Origin of the sequence: Mycobacterium sp. (genome assembly GCF_008709575.1) — a bacterium.
Lineage (GTDB): Bacteria > Actinomycetota > Actinomycetes > Mycobacteriales > Mycobacteriaceae > Mycobacterium.
The window spans coordinates 14,334-31,806 of the sequence record NZ_VYIK01000025.1; the positions used below are offsets into that span (position 1 = coordinate 14,334).

The window sequence follows — 17,473 nt, forward strand, 5'->3', positions numbered from 1 at the left end:
CAGGTGCCGCTGCGGCGATGGGGGCCGCGGTCGTGCTGACCGCGCCGTGCATCGTGCCGGCCGCGCTGCCGGCGGCGGCCGCCGCCGACTGCCCCGAGGTCGAGGTGATCTTCGCCCGCGGCACCGGCGAGCCCCCCGGTCTGGGATCGGTCGGCGACGCCCTGGTCGACGCGCTGCGCCGGGACACCGGCCGCGACATCGACACCTACGGGGTCAAGTATCCCGCCGGCAAACTCCAGCTCGGCGGCGGCGACGGCGCCAACGACACCATTTCGCGGGTCAAGGACGTGGTGGCTCGGTGCCCGGACACCAAGATCGTGCTGGGCGGCTACTCCCAGGGGGCATCGGTGATGGACATCGTCGCCGGCATCCCGGTGGGCGGGATCACCTGGGGTAATGCGCTGCCGCCGCAGTACGTGCCCCACATCGCGGCCCTGGCCACCTTCGGCAACATCGCCGATCGGGAGGGCAGCCCGATTTCGCGCCAGAGCACCCTGTTGGGGTCGAAGGCGATCGACTTGTGCAACCCCGGCGACCCGATCTGCCACGCCGGCCCCGGCAACGAGTGGAAGGACCACCTCAACGGCTATGTCCCGGTCTACACCGACCAGGCGGCCCAGTTCATCGCCGGCAGGCTGACGGCGGGTCAGCCGCAGGCGCAGCCCAATGCGCGTATCAATTAGTGCGGCTAATATCGTGGTGTGCGCATACGCTGGCTGCGTGGGGGACCCGGTCTCCGGCTGGTTGCCGCGCGCGTCGCGGCAGCCGGAACGCTCGCAACCGCGGTGCTGGCGCCGGTCTCGATGCCCGCGGCTGCGGCGGCCACCTGCCCGGATGCCCAGGTCGTGTTCGCCCGGGGCCGGCTGGAGTCGCCCGGCGCCGGCCAGGTCGGCGATGCGTTCGTCGGTGCGCTGCGGTCCCGGGTGCCCGGCAAGAACATCGGGCTGTACGCGGTCAAATATGCCGCGGACACCGATGTCCAGCAGGGCGCCAACGACATGAGCGAGCATCTGCAATACATGGCCGACCATTGCCCCGACACCCGCCTCGTGCCCGGCGGCTACTCGCTGGGGGCGGCCGTCACCGACGTGGTGCTCGCCGTGCCCGTCGCCGGGCTCGGGTTCACCAACCCGCTGCCGGCGAGCGTCGACGACCACATCGCCGCGGTCGTCCTCTTCGGCAACGGGACCCAGTGGGTGGGACCCATCACCAACTTCAACCCGGTCTTTCGCGACCGGACGATCGAGCTGTGCCACGGCGCCGATCCGGTCTGCAACCCGGCCGACCCGCACACCTGGCAAGCCAACTGGCCCCAACACCTGGCCGACGGCTACATCCAGTCCGGCATGGTCAATGAGGCCGCCGACTTCGTCGCGGCCAGGCTCTAGATCCCAGGCTGCGATCACGGTGGTCGGCGCACCTCGCGGGTGCGTGCCGTCCGCGAGGCAAGCTGATCGTCGGGAGGGTAATCCACGCCGACCAACGTCAGGCCGCGAGCCGGGGCGGCGGCGAAGTCGCTGGACCGCTGCGTGGCGGTGAGCAGTGCGCGGCACCAGTCCGCGCTGCGGCGGTGCTCGCCGACAGCGAGCAGTGCGCCCACCAACGACCGCACCATCGACCAACAAAACGCGTCGGCCGTGACGCGCGCGGTGACCAGATCGCCGTCGCGGATCCAGTCCAGCCGCTGCAGGTCGCGAATCGTGGTGCCGCCGGCCCGATAACGGCAGAACGCGGCGAAGTCGTGCAGCCCCAGCAGGTCCTGCGACACCGTCGCCATCGCGTCGACATCCAGGGGCCGTGGCCAGTCCGTCATGTAGCGGGCCCGGTGCGGCTCCACGCCGTAGGGGGCGGTTGACAGCCGGTAGATGTAGTGGCGGCGCAGCGCGGCGAACCGGGCGTCGAAACCGTCCGGCGCGCGGGCGATCCGGCGTACCCGGACATCGGTGGGCAGCAGCCGGGCGAGGCGCCGCAGCAGCGGGAGGAATTCCGGGTCATCCGGGCGCGGTCTCCGGGGATAGACATGCGCCAGCGCACCGGCCGGAATGTCGGCATGGGCCACTTGCCCGCTGGCGTGCACACCGGCGTCGGTACGCGCGGCTGCGCGTAACCGAACCGGGGTGCGAAACGTCGTCGACAGTGCCTCCTCGAGAACGCCCGCAACGGTGCGCTGACCGGCCTGGATCGCCCAGCCAGCGAATTCGGTTCCGTCATAGGCGATATCGAACCGCAGCCGAACGAGCTCACCGGCAGGATCGAGGATGGGCGCGTCCTTAGGACTGGTCGGACTCGGCGGCCTCGCTGCCGGCCGTCGCACCGCTGGCGACCTCCTCGGGATCGGCTGCCACCTCCGGTTCGGCCACCGCGTGCGGCGCCGCCGGCGCGGCCTTGGCAGCGGCTCCGGCGGCGGCTTTCGACGTCGCGGCCCGCCGGGCCCGGTTGGCCTCCGACGTCACCGTCTTCTCCCGCACCAGTTCGATCACCGCCATCGGGGCGTTGTCCCCCTTGCGCGACTCGACTTTGATGATGCGGGTGTAGCCACCGTTGCGGTCGGCGAAGTGCGGGCCGATTTCGGCGAACAGGGCGTGCACCACGTCTTTGTCGCGGATCTTCTTGAGCACCTCGCGCCGATGGTGCAGGGTGCCCTTCTTGGCGTGGGTGATCAGTTTCTCGGCGTAGGGCCGCAACGCCCGCGCCTTGGGCTCGGTGGTCTTGATCCGGCCGTGCTCGAACAGCGCCGTCGCCAGGTTGGCCAGAATCGCCTTCTGATGCGACGACGACCCGCCGAGGCGAGGACCCTTGGTGGGCTTGGGCATTGCTGACGCTCCTGTTCTTCCTACCGACTCCCTAGAGCTGTTCGGTTTCGGCGTAGTCCTGCTCGTCGTAACCGCTGTCGTTCGACCAGCTGCCGCTGGTAACGTCGTAGCCGGCGACCTCCGACGGGTCGAAGCTGGCCGGGCTGTCTTTCAGCGACAGACCCAGCTGGTGCAGTTTGACCTTCACCTCGTCGATCGACTTCTGGCCGAAGTTGCGGATGTCGAGCAGGTCGGACTCGGTGCGCGACACCAGCTCCCCGACGGTGTGCACACCCTCGCGCTTGAGGCAGTTGTAGGAGCGCACGGTCAGGTCCAGGTCGTCGATCGGCAACGCGAACGACGCGATGTGGTCGGCCTCGGCCGGGGACGGCCCGATCTCGATGCCCTCGGCCTCGACGTTGAGTTCGCGGGCCAGCCCGAACAATTCGACCAACGTTTTACCCGCCGACGCCAGCGCGTCCCGCGGGCTGATCGAGCTTTTGGTCTCCACATCGAGGATCAGCTTGTCGAAGTCGGTGCGTTGTTCGACTCGGGTGGCGTCCACCTTGTAGGTGACCTTGAGCACCGGAGAGTAGATGGAATCGACAGGGATACGCCCGATTTCGGCCCCTGAGGCCTTGTTCTGCACGGCCGGGACGTAACCGCGGCCGCGCTCGACGACGAGCTCGACCTCGAGCTTGCCCTTGTCGTTGAGCGTCGCGATGTACATATCCGGGTTGTGCACGGTGACACCGGCCGGCGGCACGATGTCGCCGGCAGTCACCTCACCCGGGCCCTGTTTGCGGAGGTACATCGTCACCGGCTCGTCCTCCTCCGAGGACACCACCAGGCTCTTGAGGTTCAAGATGATGTCGGTGACGTCCTCTTTGACGCCGGGCACGGTGGTGAACTCGTGCAGCACGCCGTCGATGCGGATGCTGGTGACGGCCGCGCCCGGGATGGACGACAGCAGCGTACGGCGCAGCGAATTACCCAGCGTGTAACCGAAACCCGGCTCCAGCGGCTCGATGACGAACTGCGAACGATTGTCGTTGATGACCTCTTCGGACAGTGTCGGTCGCTGTGAGATCAGCATGGTGTTTCTCTTCCTTTCGACGTCCGCCATATGACGTCTGTGGGGGTACTCGGGGCCGGTTCTCCTTCGAGCCCCCGAGGGTCTACTTCGAGTAGAACTCGACGATCAGCTGCTCGGTCAGCGGGACGTCGATCTGCGCCCGATCCGGCAGTTGGTGGACCAGGATGCGCTGGCGTTCGCCGACCACCTGAAGCCAGCTCGGCACCGGGCGGTCACCGGCCGTCTCGCGGGCGATCTGGAAAGGCACATTGTTGAGGGACTTGTCCCGCACGTCGATGATGTCATATTGCGACACCCGGTAACTGGGGATGTTGACCTTGACGCCGTTGACGGTGAAGTGGCCGTGGCTGACCAGTTGGCGGGCCATCCGGCGGGTCCGCGCCAGACCGGCCCGGTACACCACGTTGTCCAACCGGCTTTCCAGGATGCGCAGCAACTCCTCCCCGGTTTTCCCGGGGCGCCGAACCGCCTCATCGTAGTAGCGGCGGAACTGTTTTTCCATCACGCCGTAGGTGAAGCGGGCCTTCTGCTTCTCCTGCAGCTGCAGCAGGTACTCGCTCTCCTTGATCCGCGCCCGACCATGCTGACCGGGCGGATAGGGACGCTTCTCGAAAGCTTGCGACCCGCCGACGAGGTCGGTGCGCAGCCGGCGCGATTTGCGAGTAACGGCTCCGGTGTAACGAGCCATGGATGATTCTTCCTCCTAAAGACCCTGGATGAGACCCTGGACGACCCTAGACTCTGCGCCGCTTGGGCGGCCGGCAGCCGTTGTGCGGCTGCGGCGTGACGTCGGCGATCGCCCCGACCTCCAGGCCGGCGGCCTGCAACGACCGGATGGCGGTCTCCCGGCCTGAACCAGGGCCCTTCACGAACACGTCGACCTTGCGGACCCCGTGCTCCTGGGCCTTGCGTGCTGCGCTCTCGGCGGCCAGCTGCGCGGCGAACGGGGTCGACTTGCGGGATCCTTTGAAGCCGACGTGTCCCGAGGACGCCCAGGCGATGACATTGCCCTGCAGATCGGTGATGGTCACGATGGTGTTGTTGAAGGTGCTTTTGATGTGCGCGGCGCCGTGCGGGATGTTTTTCTTTTCCCGCCGACGGGTCTTCTGGCCCTTCTTGGGTGCGGTGGTCGCCTTCTTCGGTGGCATGGTTTACCTGGCCTTCTTCTTGCCGGCAATGGTGCGCTTGGGGCCCTTGCGGGTGCGCGCGTTGGTCTTGGTTCGCTGGCCGCGCACCGGCAGGCCACGGCGATGCCGCAGCCCCTGGTAGCAGCCGATCTCGATTTTGCGGCGGATGTCGGCCTGCACCTCGCGGCGCAGGTCACCCTCCACCTTCAGGTTGGCTTCGATGTAGTCGCGCAGCTGGGTCACCTGATCGTCGGTGAGGTCCTTGGTGCGCAGGTCCTTGTCGATCCCGGTGGCAGCCAGGATCTCGTTCGACCGGGTACGGCCGATGCCGTAGATGTAGGTCAGCGCGACCTCCATGCGCTTGTCGCGCGGCAGGTCCACGCCCACGAGTCGGGCCATGATGGCGTTCCTTAACTTTTCGCGGAGGTCTGGCCCCAGTCCGTTCCCGGCCGAGTGCTCCGGGGTCCGGCCTCCGGTCCGGACGTCGATGAGCGGCTGCTCACTGGTACTGGGGTTGGTGCATTCAGTTGTGCGTGCGATCGGGACCGACAGGGCGCTAGCCCTGGCGCTGCTTGTGGCGCGGATCGGAACAGATCACCATAACCCGCCCGTGCCGGCGGATCACCCGGCACTTGTCGCAGATCGGTTTGACGCTCGGGTTCACCTTCACGGCTGGGTCGATCCTGTTCTGTCTCGGGGAGGATTGCGGGTGCTCGGTTACTTGTAGCGGTAGACGATGCGCCCCCGGGTCAGGTCGTAGGGAGACAACTCCACCACCACCCGGTCCTCGGGCAAGATGCGGATGTAGTGCTGCCGCATCTTGCCGCTGATGTGGGCGAGAACCTTGTGCCCGTTTTCGAGCTCAATGCGAAACATCGCATTGGGCAGCGGCTCCACCACCCGGCCTTCGACCTCGATGGCACCGTCCTTTTTGGCCATAAGTTTGCCGCGATCCTCCGTTTGCCTGCTTGTCGTCGTTGGGTATGTCGCTGGTTATTGTGTGGTTCGGTCGGCCCAGCACTGCCGGCTACCACAACGTGAGCCGATGCTGGGAAGTTCCGTGAATATCCAGAACTGGGCACGCACAGAGCCGGCGCCGGGAAAGCCGCACCGATGTCCCAGGATACCTGCATCCTCGCCGGGTGCCAAAACGCCGGACCGCCCGCTGCGGTGGAGCACATGGCAGAGTCGGCAACGCGGGCACGATCGCCGCACCCCGGTGCGAATGCCCCGACGACGGCGCCGACCACGTCGTTAGGCCAGCAGCTGAGCCGGCCCGAGATGCCGGTCGGGGACATCCTGCTGCCGCTGCTCACCCGACTTGCCCGAGCACCGGGGCTAAGCCCGCCCGCCTGAACCGCCGCTCGGTTAGGGTCTGAGCATGCGACTGCTCGTCACCGGTGGCGCCGGATTCATCGGCGCGAATTTCGTGCACCGCGCCGTGCGGGAACACCCCGAGGACGCCGTGACGGTGCTCGACGCGCTCACCTACGCCGGCAGCCGCGAGTCGCTGGCTCCCGTCGACAACGACATCCGGTTGGTGCAGGGCGACATCACCGACGCCGACCTGGTTTCCCGGCTGGTCGCCGAGTCGGATGCGGTCGTGCACTTCGCCGCGGAAACGCATGTCGACAATGCGCTGGCCGATCCGGAGCCGTTCCTGCACAGCAACGTGATCGGGACGTACACGATTCTGGAGGCGGTTCGGCGTCACCGCGTGCGGCTGCACCACGTGTCCACCGACGAAGTCTACGGCGACCTCGCGCTAGGCGACTCGGCGCGGTTCACCGAGTCCACCCCCTACAACCCGTCCAGCCCGTACTCGTCGACCAAAGCCGCCGCCGACCTGCTGGTGCGCGCGTGGGTGCGGTCCTATGGTGTGCACGCGACGGTCTCGAACTGTTCCAACAATTACGGGCCCTATCAGCACGTCGAGAAGTTCATCCCCCGCCAGATCACCAATGTGCTCACCGGCCGGCGGCCCAAGTTGTACGGCAGTGGGGCCAACGTCCGGGACTGGATCCATGTCGATGATCACAACGCCGCGGTGCGGCGAATCCTGGAAGCGGGCCGCCCCGGCCGCACCTATCTGATCGGCGCCGACGGCGAGCGCGACAACCTCTCGGTGCTGCAGACGATCCTGCGCTTGATGGGCCGCGACCCCGACGACTTCGACCGCGTCACCGACCGCGCCGGTCACGACCTGCGCTACGCGATCGACCCCACTGCGCTGCAGCGTGAGCTGGGTTGGGCACCAAAGCACACCGATTTCGAAGAGGGACTGCGCGCCACCATCGAATGGTACCGGGCCAACGAATCATGGTGGGGCCCTTTCAAAGACGAGGTCGAGATGCGATACGAACGGCGGGGTCACTGACGTGAAGACCCGCGAACTCGACATCCCCGGCGCCTGGGAGATCACCCCGCAGCTGCACTCCGACTCCCGGGGGGCGTTCTTCGAGTGGCTTACCGACCACGAGTTCACCGCATTCGCCGGTCACCGATTCGAGCTGCGCCAGGCCAACTGCTCGGTGTCGAAGGCCGGCGTGCTGCGCGGCCTGCACTTCGCCCAGCTGCCGCCGAGCCAGGCGAAATACGTGACCTGCGTGTCCGGCTCGGTGTTCGACGTCGTCGTCGATATCCGTTTGGGCTCGCCGACATTCGGCCGCTGGGCGTCGGTGCTGCTCGACGACAGAGAGCGCAGATCCGTCTACATTTCCGAAGGCCTTGCGCACGGATTCTTTGCCCTGCAGGACGACTCCACGGTGATGTATCTGTGCTCGGCGGAATACGATCCGCAGCGCGAGCACACCATCTGCGCCACCGACCCGGCGCTGGGGATCGACTGGCCGGGCGGGCGCGACGTCGTGCTGTCCGAGCGCGATGCCGCCGCGCCGACCCTGGCGGAGGTGCGTTCCGCCGGGTTGCTGCCCACCTGGGCCGAGACCCGGGCGTTCGTCGCGGGATTGTCGAACCCGGCATCGGCCTGACTCCGCCTTTCGGCCGGGTTTGGCCGGACGGCCTCCCCACAATCTTGCCAACCCTGTGGGTAATTTAGTAGGATATCCTAGTAACAGCTGTTCTGTCACGTACCCGAGGGCACTCATGACCACCCAGATTCCGCATTTCCTCGACGGCCGACGCGTCGGCGGACAGTCCCCTCGAACCGCTGAGGTGTTCGATCCCAACACGGGCCGGGTGCAGGCGCTGGTCCCGATGGCGGGCAAGGCCGAGGTCGACGCCGCGGTCGCGTCGGCGGCCGAAGCCCAGAAGGACTGGGCGGCATGGAACCCGCAGCGCCGCGCGCGGGTGCTGATGCGCTTCGTCGAGCTGGTCAACGAGCACATGGACGAACTGGCCGAGCTGCTCTCGCGCGAACACGGCAAGACGCTGCCCGACGCGCGCGGGGACATCCAGCGCGGAATCGAGGTCATCGAGTTCTGCATCGGCATCCCGCACCTGCTCAAGGGCGAATACAGCGAAGGAGCCGGCCCGGGCATCGACGTGTATTCGATCCGCCAACCGCTGGGCGTGGTGGCCGGCATCACCCCGTTCAACTTCCCGGCGATGATCCCGCTGTGGAAGGCCGGGCCGGCGCTGGCGTGCGGCAACGCGTTCATTCTCAAGCCTTCCGAGCGTGACCCGTCGGTGCCGGTGCGGCTGGCCGAGTTGTTCGTCGAGGCGGGCCTGCCGCCGGGCGTGTTCCAGGTGGTGCACGGCGACAAGGAAGCCGTCGACGCCATCTTGGGCCATCCCGGCATCGCCGCCGTCGGGTTCGTCGGCAGCTCCGACATCGCGCAGTACATCTATGCCACCGCCGCGGCCAGCGGCAAGCGCGCGCAGTGTTTCGGCGGGGCGAAAAACCACATGATCGTGATGCCCGACGCCGACCTCGACCAGGCCGTCGACGCGCTGGTCGGCGCCGGCTACGGCAGCGCCGGTGAACGGTGCATGGCGATCTCGGTGGCAGTCCCGGTCGGCGAGCAGACCGCGCAACGGCTGCGCGGCCGGCTGGTCGAGCGGATCAACAACCTGCGGGTCGGCCACAGCCTGGACCCCAAGGCCGACTACGGGCCGTTGGTCACCGGCGCCGCACTGGCCCGGGTCCGTGACTACATCGGCGCCGGCGTGGCCGCCGGCGCCGAGCTGGTGATCGACGGGCGCGAGCGCGCCAGCGACGACCTCGCGTTCGGCGATGCCGGCCTGCAGGACGGCTTCTTCATCGGGCCAAGCCTGTTCGACCACGTGCGCACCGACATGTCGATCTATACCGACGAGATCTTCGGGCCGGTGCTGTGCATGGTCCGCGCCCGCGACTACGAGGAAGCGCTGCGGCTGCCGTCGGAACACGAGTACGGCAACGGGGTGGCGATCTTCACCCGCGACGGCGACACCGCCCGCGACTTCACTTCCCGGGTGCAGGTCGGCATGGTCGGGATCAACGTGCCCATCCCGGTACCGGTGGCCTACCACACCTTCGGCGGTTGGAAACGCTCCGGCTTCGGCGACCTCAACCAGCACGGGCCGGCGTCGATCCAGTTCTACACCAAGGTCAAAACCGTCACGTCCCGCTGGCCGTCCGGCATCAAAGACGGCGCCGAATTCAGCATCCCGACGATGGGATAGCCCCGATGCAGTTCTTCGACCTCGACGAGGAGGAGCGCGAGATCACCGAGGCCGCGGCGGCGTTCGCCGACAAGCGCCTCGCCCCGTATGCCCTGCAATGGGATGCCGAACAACACTTCCCCGTCGATGTGCTGCGTGAGGCGGCGCAGCTGGGGATGGCGGCGATCTACTGCCGCGACGACGTCGGCGGTGCCGGCCTGCGCCGGCTGGACGGGGTGCGGATCTTCGAACAGCTGGCGATCGCCGACCCGACCGTCGCGGCGTTCCTGTCCATCCACAACATGTGTGCCTGGATGATCGACACCTACGGGACCGCCGAACAGCGCAAAGCCTGGGTGCCGCCACTGGCCACCATGGACGCTATCGCCAGTTACTGCCTGACCGAGCCGGGCGCGGGGTCGGACGCCGCCGCGTTGCGCACCCGCGCCGTCAAGAACGGCTCAGGAAAAAATGCCGACTACGTGATCGACGGCGTCAAGCAGTTCATTTCCGGGGCCGGCGCATCGGATGTCTATGTGGTGATGGCGCGTACCGGCGATGCGGGACCACGCGGGATATCGACCTTCATCGTCGAAAAGGGCAGTGCCGGGCTCAGTTTCGGTGCCCACGAACACAAGATGGGCTGGAACGCCCAGCCGACGGCGCAAGTGGTGCTCGACGGCGTGCGGGTACCCGCCGAGGCGATGCTGGGCGGGGCCGACGGCGAAGGCACCGGTTTTTCCATCGCGATGAACGGGCTCAACGGCGGGCGCATCAACATCGCGGCGTGCTCGCTGGGCGGCGCGCAGGCGGCGTTCGACAAAGCGGTGGCCTACCTGGCCCGGCGCGAAGCATTCGGCACCGTGCTGCTCGACGAGCCGACCATCCGATTCACCGTGGCCGATATGGCCACTGCGCTGCAGACATCGCGGCTGCTGCTGTGGCGGGCCGCTTCGGCGCTCGACCACGACCACGCGGACAAGGTCGAGCTGTGCGCGATGGCCAAGCGCTATGTCACCGACGCGTGCTTTGACGTCGCCGACCAGGCCTTGCAGCTGCACGGCGGCTACGGATACCTGCGCGACTACGGTCTGGAGAAGATCGTCCGCGACCTGCGGGTGCACCGCATCCTGGAGGGGACCAACGAAATCATGCGAGTGGTCATCGGCCGCGCCGAGGCCGCGCGGGTGCGCACCGGAAGCGCCGGAAGCGCCGGAAGCTAGGAGGACCAGACGTTGCCGACCATCGCGTTCCTCGGGCTGGGAAACATGGGCGGGCCGATGTCGGCCAACCTGGTTGCGGCCGGCCACCGCGTGCAGGGTTTCGACCCGCTGGCCGCCGCGGCCGGCGCCGCGGCGGCCAGGGGCGTCACGATCGCCGACAGCGCAGCCGCCGCCGTCACCGGTGCCGAATTCGTCCTGACCATGCTGCCGCACGGCGAAGCGGTCAAACGCTGCTACGCCGACATCATGCCCGCCGCAGCAGCAGGCGCACTGTTCATCGACAGCTCCACGATCTCGGTCGACGACGCCCGCGAAGTGCACGCGTTGGCCGGCCGGCACGGCTTCGACCAGCTCGACGCCCCGGTCTCCGGAGGCGTGCCGGGCGCAGCCGCCGGCACGCTGGCTTTCATGGTCGGCGGGGACGCCGACGCCCTGCAGCGGGCCCGGCCGGTGCTGGAACCCATGGCGGGCAAGATCATCCACTGCGGAGCCGCCGGCGCCGGCCAGGCCGCCAAAGTGTGCAACAACATGGTGCTGGCCGTGCAGCAGATCGCCGTCGGTGAGGCGTTCGTGCTGGCCGAGAGGCTCGGCCTGTCAGCGCAGTCGCTGTTCGACGTGATCACCGGCTCGACCGGCAACTGCTGGGCCGTGCACACCAACTGCCCGGTGCCCGGTCCGGTGCCGACATCGCCGGCCAACCACGACTTCAAACCGGGCTTCGCGACCGCGCTGATGAACAAAGACCTGGGACTGGCCATGGCTGCGGTGGCCTCCACCGGCGCGTCGGCGCCGTTGGGCACTCACGCCGCCGAGATCTACGCCAGGTTCGCCGTGGACAACGGCGACCTGGACTTCAGCGCGGTCATCGAAATGCTGCGCGGGCGCTAAGCGACGTCGCCCCGGGTGCGCCGGACCCACCAGCGCCGGTGCAACTGCCGGCAGCCGGAGACCGACGCCTGGGCGCCGGTGTAGTCGTGGCGCGCGGTCACGGCCGGCAAACCGGCGGCGGCCGCCGCCCGCGATCCTCCCGCGGACCACGCGAACGCCAGCGCGCTGTCCGGCGTTATCCCCAGCTCCCACACCACCAGGCGGTACAGTTCGACCCACTGGTCGACACCGCGGCCGGGCTCGGCCAGATCGTCGACGGTCACCAGGGTTTCGACGAGTCCCTCGCCAACCAGTTGGCGGACCAGCGTTTCGGTGCGGGTCCGGTCGCGCGGGCTCACCACGGCGACCCAGATGCCGGCCACGAACAGGCTCATCACCAGATCGCTCAGCCCGGTCCTGGGCACCATGTCACCGTCGTCTCCGACGTGCGCCAACGCGTCCAGGTCGAAGATCACCGCACGCAGCGGGTGCGCGTCGGCGTCTGCCGGACGGGCGCGGTCCCACCAGAACGTGCGGGGCTCGCGCAGCTGACTCGGAGGACGCACCCCTTTACCGTGCCCGCCGTCCCGCGACCCCGGCCTCCCCCGTTGGGGGGATTGGCATGGCGATTTCACTTTACGCTGGTGTCATGGCCGCGGTGCGACTCGTTCTCGTCGACGACCACGAGATGGTCATTGAGGGTCTCAAGGCGATGCTGGCCGCGTTCCGCGACCGGGTGCAGGTAGTCGGGCAGGCGGTCGGCGCCGAGCGCGCGATCGGTGTGATCGAGGACTTACGACCCGACGTGGTGCTGTGCGACGTGCGCATGCAGGGCGCCAGCGGCCTGGATCTGTGCTTGGCGCTGCGCGAGCGAGACCCCGAGCGCAAGGTCGTGATGCTGTCGGTCTACGACGACGAGCAGTACCTGTTTCAGGCGTTGCGGGTCGGTGCCCGCGGGTACCTGTTGAAAAGCATCGGCAGCGACGAGCTGGTCCGCCAGCTGGAATTGGTCCACCGCGGCGAAACCGTGATCGATCCGGGGATGGCGGCCCGGGCCGCGGACACCGCCGCCCGGCTGCAGCGCGACGAGTTCTGGCCGGGTGCGCGTCAGGGCCTGACGCAACGCGAAAGCGAGATCTTGTCCTACATGGTCAGCGGGCTGTCCAACCGGGGCATCGCCAACAAGCTGGTCATCGGCGAGGAAACCGTGAAAAGCCACCTGCGGTCCATCTACCGCAAGCTCGGCGTGTGCGACCGAACCGGGGCGGTGGCCACCGCGCTGCGTGAAGGCATCTACCGATGACTCGTCGCGTGTCCAACGCGGTGCGCGATCTCGTCGACCCCGATCGCGAACTGGCGCTGCTGCGCGAGCTCATCCAGGCCGCGTCCAGCGGCCCCGGGGTCGAACCGCTGGCGGCGGCCGCCGCGCGGATGATCACCGCGGCCACCGGCGCCGACGTCTGCTTCGTGCACGTGCTCGACGACACCGACCAAGCGCTGACGCTGGCCGGCGCGACGCCGCCGTTCGACGGCCAGGTGGGAAAGATCCGGCTGCCGCTGGGATCGGGGATCTCCGGCTGGGTGGCCAGCCACCGCGAGCCGGTCGTGATCATCGACGACAAGGAGGCCGATCCCCGCTACCTGCCGATCGGGTCGCTGCGCGGGCGCGATTTCACCTCGATGGTCTCGGTGCCGATGGAAACCGACCCCGGCGGCCTGGTGGGGGTGCTCAACGTGCACACCGTCACCCGCCGCGAGTTCACCGCCGGCGACGTGGAGCTGTTGCGGGTCATCGGTGCCCTGATCGCCGGCGCGATGCACCAGGCCCGGCTGCATCGGCGGTTGGTGGCCCGCGAACGTGCTCACGAGCTGTTCGTCGAGCAGGTCATCGAGGCCCAGGAGATCGAACGCCGCCGGCTGGCCGGAGACATCCACGACGGCATCTCCCAGCGGCTGATCACCCTGTCCTACCGGCTCGACGCCGCGGCGCGGGCCATCGGCCAGAATCCGGTCGACGCCTCCCGGAACCTCGACGAGGCCCGTGAGCTGGCCGGTCTGACCTTGCAGGAGGCGCGCGCGGCGATCAGCGGGCTGCGTCCGCCGGTACTCGACGACCTCGGGTTATCCGGCGGGCTGGCCAGCCTGGCCCGGGCGATGCCGCCGATGCAGCTGGACCTTGATCTCGCCGATGTGCGGCTGCCCGAGCACATCGAGCTGGCGCTGTACCGCATCGCCCAGGAAGGCCTGCAGAACGTCGTCAAACATGCCGCCGCGTCGCGAGTGCGGCTGCGTTTCGCGGTCGACGGCGACACCGCGCGGTTGGAAATCGTCGACGACGGCGTCGGTTTCGACACGTTCGAACATCCGCTGGGCGGCGACGAGACGGGTGGTTACGGGGTGCTGTCGATGGCCGAACGCGCCGAGCTGGTGGGCGGGCGGTTGAACATCCGGTCGCGGCCCGGCGCCGGGACGACAGTGACCGCCACGATTCCGCTGCGGTCGAGGTAGCGTCCGGCGCGAGCCGTCAGAAATCCCCGGCGCCCCGGCGCAACGTCTCGATCGCATTCACCAGCGCCCGCGATTGCGCGTCGGACATCCCGATATCGGCGAACACCTGCTCGTTGAGGGTGACCGTGGCGTCCTCGACCGTCGAGCGGCCCAGGTCGGTGATCTGCACCAACGTAGTGCGGCCGTCGGTGGGGTGCGGGATGCGCCGCACCAGCCCGTCGGCTTCCAGCCGGCGGATCGCGTGGGTGACACTGGTGACGTGCACCTGCAGCCGGTCGGAGGCCTTGGTGATCGGCAGCGCCCCGGTGCGGCTGAACGCCAGCAGCCGCAACAGTTCGTAGCGGGCGAACGTCAAGCCGTAGGGACGCAGGGCGGCTTCGACCCGAGCCAGCAAAATCTGATGCGCCCGCATCACTGAGGTCACCGCGACCATGCCCTGCGCGACATCGCCCCACCCGGCACGCTCCCAGTTGGCCCGCGCCGCGGCGATGGGGTCGCGGTTGTCCGGTCTCGAGGCGGCCACGCCCTTTCTTACCGCAACGCAGCGCGCGGTGCAGCAGCGTGTCGGCCTGATCAGCCGGCGGTCAGAATGCGGGGCCCGTCCTCGGTCACCGCGACGGTGTGCTCCCAGTGCGCGGCCCGCGATCCGTCGGCGGTCGTCACCGTCCACTGGTCATCGAGCACCACCGTTTCGCCGGTACCCAGCGCGAGCATCGGTTCGATGGCCAGCACCGAACCCGGCACCAGCAGCGGACCGCGCCCCGGGGCTCCCTCGTTGGGCAGGAACGGATCCATGTGCATGCGTCGACCGATCCCGTGACCGCCGTAGCCCACGACGATGCCGAACGCGCGACCATATCGGACCTCGGCGGCGCGGGTGGCCGTTTCGATGGCGTGCGAGACGTCGGTGAGCCGGTTGCCGGCGGTCATCGCGGAAATTCCGGCCTCCAATGACTCCCTGGTCGCCCGCGAGAGCACGTCGTCGGCGGCGCTGAGCGGCCCGACGCCGAAGGTGACCGCCGCGTCGCCGTGCCATCCGTCCACGATTGCGCCGCAGTCGATGGAGACCAGGTCGCCGGGCGCCAAAATCTCGGTTGCCGAGGGGATGCCGTGCACCACCCGGTCGTTGACCGACGAACAGATCGATGCCGGGTAGCCGTGATAGCCCAAAAACGACGGCGTGGCGCCGGCGTCGCGAATCACGGATTCGGCGATTTCGTCGAGGGTGCGGGTCGACACACCGGCCGCGGCGGCCTGGCGCACCGCCCGCAGCGCAGTGGCGACCACCGCCCCCGCAGCGGCCATCGCGTCGAGTTCGCCGGCGCTGCGATGAGGCACGACCCGGTGACTGCGCAGCCCGCCCAGGACGATCATGCTACTTTCCCAGGGCACGCAGTGCGCGGGCGAAGACTTCGTCGACAGTGCCCACGGCGTCCACAGTTTTCAACTCGTCGCGGTAGTAGTCCAGCAGCGGCGCGGTCTCGTCGCGGTAGACCTCCATCCGGTTGAGGACGACGTCCTCGGTGTCGTCGGCCCGGCCCCGCCCCTTGAGCCGCTTCAGCAGCTCCTCCTGCGACACCCGGAACTCCAGCACCGCGTCGATCCGGGTCCCCCGGCGGCTCAGCATGTCGTGCAACGCCCGAGCCTGCTCCAACGAGCGCGGATAACCGTCCAGGATGAATCCGCCCGCGGTGTCGGGTTCGTCGAGCCGTTCTTCGACGAGCGCGTTGGTCAGCTCGGAGGGCACCAGGTCGCCGGAGTCCAGGTAGCGCTTGGCCTGCAGACCGAGCCTGGTGCCCTCGGTGATGTTGCTGCGGAACAGGTCGCCGGTGGAGATCGCCGGGACCCCGAGTTTATCGGCCAGCTTCTGAGCCTGCGTACCCTTGCCTGCGCCCGGCGGCCCGAGCAAAACCACTCTCACTTGAGGAACCCTTCGTAGTTGCGCTGCATGAGCTGGCTCTCGATCTGCTTGACGGTATCCAAGCCGACGCCGATCATGATCAACACCGCGGTGCCGCCGAACGGCAGATTCTGCACCTGCCCGGTGTTGCCGATCTGCAGGAACAGGTTGGGCAACACCGCGATGACGCCGAGGTAGATGGAACCCGGCAAGGTGATCCGGTTCAACACGTACCGCAGGTGGTCCGCCGTCGGCTTGCCGGGCCGGATGCCGGGTATGAAGCCGCCGAACTTCTTCATCTCGTCGGCACGCTCGTCGGGGTTGAACGTGACCGATACGTAGAAGTAGGTGAAGAAGATGATCAGGCCGAAGTAGATGGCGATGTACACCGGGTTGGACGGGTCGGCCAGGTAACTGCCGACGAATTTGTCCCACCAGCTGGTGCCGATACCGGCTTTGCTGCTGCGGACCAGCTGAGTGATCAGGTTCGGGATGTAGATCAACGACGACGCGAAGATGACCGGGATGACGCCGGCCTGGTTGACCTTGAGCGGCAGGTAGGTCGAGGTGCCGCCGTACATGCGGCGACCCACCATGCGCTTGGCGTACTGCACCGGGATGCGGCGCTGACCCTGTTCGACGAACACCACGCCGACGATGATGATCAGCGCGGCCACGCAGACCGCGACGAAGAGCACCCCGCCCCGGCTGTCCAGGATGGATTTACCCTCCCCCGGGATGCGCGCGGCGATACCGGCGAAAATCAGCAAGGACATCCCGTTGCCGATGCCGCGCTCGGTGATGATCTCGCCCATCCACATCACCAGGGCCGCGCCGCCTGTCATCACCACCACGATGACGACCAGGGTGAAGATGCTCTGGTTGGCGATGATGTCCAGGCTGCAGCCCTGCAAGAGTCCGCCGTTGGCCGCCAGCGCCACGATGCTGGTGGCCTGCAAAGTCGCCAACGCGATCGCCAGGTAGCGGGTGTACTGGGTCATCTTGGCCTGGCCGGATTGGCCCTCCTTACGCAGTTCCTCGAAGCGCGGGATGACCACGGTGAGCAGCTGCACGATGATGCTCGCGGTGATGTAGGGCATCACCCCCACCGCGAACACGGCCAGATGCAGCAGCGCACCGCCGGAAAACAAGCTGATCAGCGAATAGATCTGCGCCGCTTCCCCGCCGCTGACCTGCGCGATGCATTTCTGGACGTTGGGGTAGTTCACGCCGGGCGACGGCAAGGTGGCGCCGACCCGGTAAAGAATGACGATGCCCAGCGTCAACAGGATCTTCCGTCTCAGGTCGACTGTCCGCAGCGATGAGATGAAAGCGGAAAGCAACTCGTCCTCCTG

General features: G+C 67.9%; 21 protein-coding genes and 1 pseudogene. 9 read left to right on the plus strand and 13 right to left on the minus strand.

Annotated elements, in window-relative coordinates; translation table 11 throughout:
• Positions 1-17 precede the first annotated feature (17 nt).
• Both F6Q13_RS07660 and F6Q13_RS07665 read left to right on the plus strand, forming a co-directional pair.
• Positions 18-638: pseudogene (locus F6Q13_RS07660) on the plus strand (cutinase family protein); the annotation flags it as partial.
• Positions 639-785: 147 nt separating this feature from the next.
• Positions 786-1,388: a cutinase family protein gene (locus tag F6Q13_RS07665; protein WP_293054859.1), complete on the plus strand. Its 603-nt coding sequence runs from the start codon at positions 786-788 to the stop codon at positions 1,386-1,388.
• Positions 1,389-1,402: 14 nt separating this feature from the next.
• Here the strand turns inward: F6Q13_RS07665 and truA are convergent, their stop codons facing one another.
• From truA to infA, 8 genes are all read right to left on the minus strand, one after another.
• The gene (gene truA, locus F6Q13_RS07670; protein WP_293054860.1) at positions 1,403-2,260 is read right to left on the minus strand and encodes a tRNA pseudouridine(38-40) synthase TruA; all 858 of its coding nucleotides are present in this window, start codon (positions 2,258-2,260) and stop codon (positions 1,403-1,405) included.
• A gap of 10 nt (positions 2,261-2,270) precedes the next feature.
• Positions 2,271-2,813 (minus strand): 50S ribosomal protein L17, encoded by a 543-nt coding sequence (gene rplQ / locus F6Q13_RS07675; protein WP_293054708.1) that lies wholly within the window; start codon positions 2,811-2,813, stop codon positions 2,271-2,273.
• Between the two features lie 31 nt (positions 2,814-2,844).
• Positions 2,845-3,888, minus strand: coding sequence for a DNA-directed RNA polymerase subunit alpha (locus F6Q13_RS07680; protein ID WP_293054710.1), 1,044 nt, complete (start codon positions 3,886-3,888; stop codon positions 2,845-2,847).
• A gap of 82 nt (positions 3,889-3,970) precedes the next feature.
• Positions 3,971-4,576, minus strand: a complete 606-nt coding sequence (gene rpsD, locus F6Q13_RS07685) for a 30S ribosomal protein S4 (RefSeq protein ID WP_293054712.1) — start codon at positions 4,574-4,576, stop codon at positions 3,971-3,973.
• 46 nt (positions 4,577-4,622) lie between these two features.
• Entirely contained in the window at positions 4,623-5,036 is a 414-nt protein-coding gene (gene rpsK / locus F6Q13_RS07690) for a 30S ribosomal protein S11 (RefSeq protein ID WP_293054714.1), read from the minus strand.
• A gap of 3 nt (positions 5,037-5,039) precedes the next feature.
• Positions 5,040-5,414 (minus strand): 30S ribosomal protein S13, encoded by a 375-nt coding sequence (gene rpsM / locus F6Q13_RS07695; RefSeq protein WP_293054716.1) that lies wholly within the window; start codon positions 5,412-5,414, stop codon positions 5,040-5,042.
• Between the two features lie 157 nt (positions 5,415-5,571).
• Entirely contained in the window at positions 5,572-5,685 is a 114-nt protein-coding gene (gene rpmJ / locus F6Q13_RS07700) for a 50S ribosomal protein L36 (protein ID WP_003879483.1), read from the minus strand.
• 47 nt (positions 5,686-5,732) lie between these two features.
• On the minus strand, positions 5,733-5,954 hold the full coding sequence (gene infA / locus F6Q13_RS07705) for a translation initiation factor IF-1 (protein ID WP_005140011.1): 222 nt from the start codon (positions 5,952-5,954) through the stop codon (positions 5,733-5,735).
• Between the two features lie 442 nt (positions 5,955-6,396).
• On the opposite strand from infA, the gene rfbB reads away from it, so the two are divergent.
• From rfbB to mmsB, 5 genes are all read left to right on the plus strand, one after another.
• Positions 6,397-7,392 (plus strand): dTDP-glucose 4,6-dehydratase, encoded by a 996-nt coding sequence (rfbB, locus tag F6Q13_RS07710; RefSeq protein WP_293054814.1) that lies wholly within the window; start codon positions 6,397-6,399, stop codon positions 7,390-7,392.
• 1 nt (position 7,393) lies between these two features.
• On the plus strand, positions 7,394-8,005 hold the full coding sequence (gene rfbC, locus F6Q13_RS07715) for a dTDP-4-dehydrorhamnose 3,5-epimerase (RefSeq protein ID WP_293054815.1): 612 nt from the start codon (positions 7,394-7,396) through the stop codon (positions 8,003-8,005).
• Positions 8,006-8,120: 115 nt separating this feature from the next.
• The gene (locus F6Q13_RS07720; protein ID WP_293054816.1) at positions 8,121-9,641 is read left to right on the plus strand and encodes a CoA-acylating methylmalonate-semialdehyde dehydrogenase; all 1,521 of its coding nucleotides are present in this window, start codon (positions 8,121-8,123) and stop codon (positions 9,639-9,641) included.
• A gap of 5 nt (positions 9,642-9,646) precedes the next feature.
• A complete protein-coding gene (locus F6Q13_RS07725) occupies positions 9,647-10,843 on the plus strand; it encodes an acyl-CoA dehydrogenase family protein (protein ID WP_293054817.1) in 1,197 nt (398 codons plus the stop codon).
• A gap of 12 nt (positions 10,844-10,855) precedes the next feature.
• Entirely contained in the window at positions 10,856-11,731 is an 876-nt protein-coding gene (gene mmsB / locus F6Q13_RS07730; RefSeq protein ID WP_293054818.1) for a 3-hydroxyisobutyrate dehydrogenase, read from the plus strand.
• Here mmsB and F6Q13_RS07735 read toward each other — a convergent pair.
• Positions 11,728-12,276: a haloacid dehalogenase gene (locus tag F6Q13_RS07735; RefSeq protein WP_293054819.1), complete on the minus strand. Its 549-nt coding sequence runs from the start codon at positions 12,274-12,276 to the stop codon at positions 11,728-11,730. The genes mmsB and F6Q13_RS07735 overlap by 4 nt on opposite strands.
• 83 nt (positions 12,277-12,359) lie before the next feature.
• On the opposite strand from F6Q13_RS07735, the gene F6Q13_RS07740 reads away from it, so the two are divergent.
• Together F6Q13_RS07740 and F6Q13_RS07745 are read left to right on the plus strand one after the other, a co-directional pair.
• Positions 12,360-13,013 carry a response regulator transcription factor gene (locus F6Q13_RS07740; RefSeq protein ID WP_293054820.1) on the plus strand — a complete coding sequence of 218 codons (654 nt, stop codon included), beginning with the start codon at positions 12,360-12,362 and terminating at the stop codon, positions 13,011-13,013.
• Positions 13,010-14,218, plus strand: a complete 1,209-nt coding sequence (locus tag F6Q13_RS07745) for a GAF domain-containing sensor histidine kinase (protein ID WP_293054821.1) — start codon at positions 13,010-13,012, stop codon at positions 14,216-14,218. The genes F6Q13_RS07740 and F6Q13_RS07745 overlap by 4 nt, the downstream gene beginning before the upstream one ends.
• 16 nt (positions 14,219-14,234) lie before the next feature.
• Here F6Q13_RS07745 and F6Q13_RS07750 read toward each other — a convergent pair whose 3' ends face one another.
• From F6Q13_RS07750 to secY, 4 genes are read right to left on the minus strand one after another with little or no spacing between them, the layout of a single operon-like run.
• A complete protein-coding gene (locus F6Q13_RS07750) occupies positions 14,235-14,741 on the minus strand; it encodes a MarR family transcriptional regulator (RefSeq protein ID WP_293054822.1) in 507 nt (168 codons plus the stop codon).
• Positions 14,742-14,791: 50 nt separating this feature from the next.
• Positions 14,792-15,592, minus strand: a complete 801-nt coding sequence (gene map / locus F6Q13_RS07755; protein WP_293054823.1) for a type I methionyl aminopeptidase — start codon at positions 15,590-15,592, stop codon at positions 14,792-14,794.
• Between the two features lies 1 nt (position 15,593).
• Positions 15,594-16,139 carry an adenylate kinase gene (locus tag F6Q13_RS07760; RefSeq protein ID WP_293054824.1) on the minus strand — a complete coding sequence of 182 codons (546 nt, stop codon included), beginning with the start codon at positions 16,137-16,139 and terminating at the stop codon, positions 15,594-15,596.
• Entirely contained in the window at positions 16,136-17,461 is a 1,326-nt protein-coding gene (gene secY, locus F6Q13_RS07765) for a preprotein translocase subunit SecY (RefSeq protein ID WP_293054862.1), read from the minus strand. Before secY ends, F6Q13_RS07760 begins: the two co-directional genes overlap by 4 nt.
• Positions 17,462-17,473: the final 12 nt, after the last annotated feature.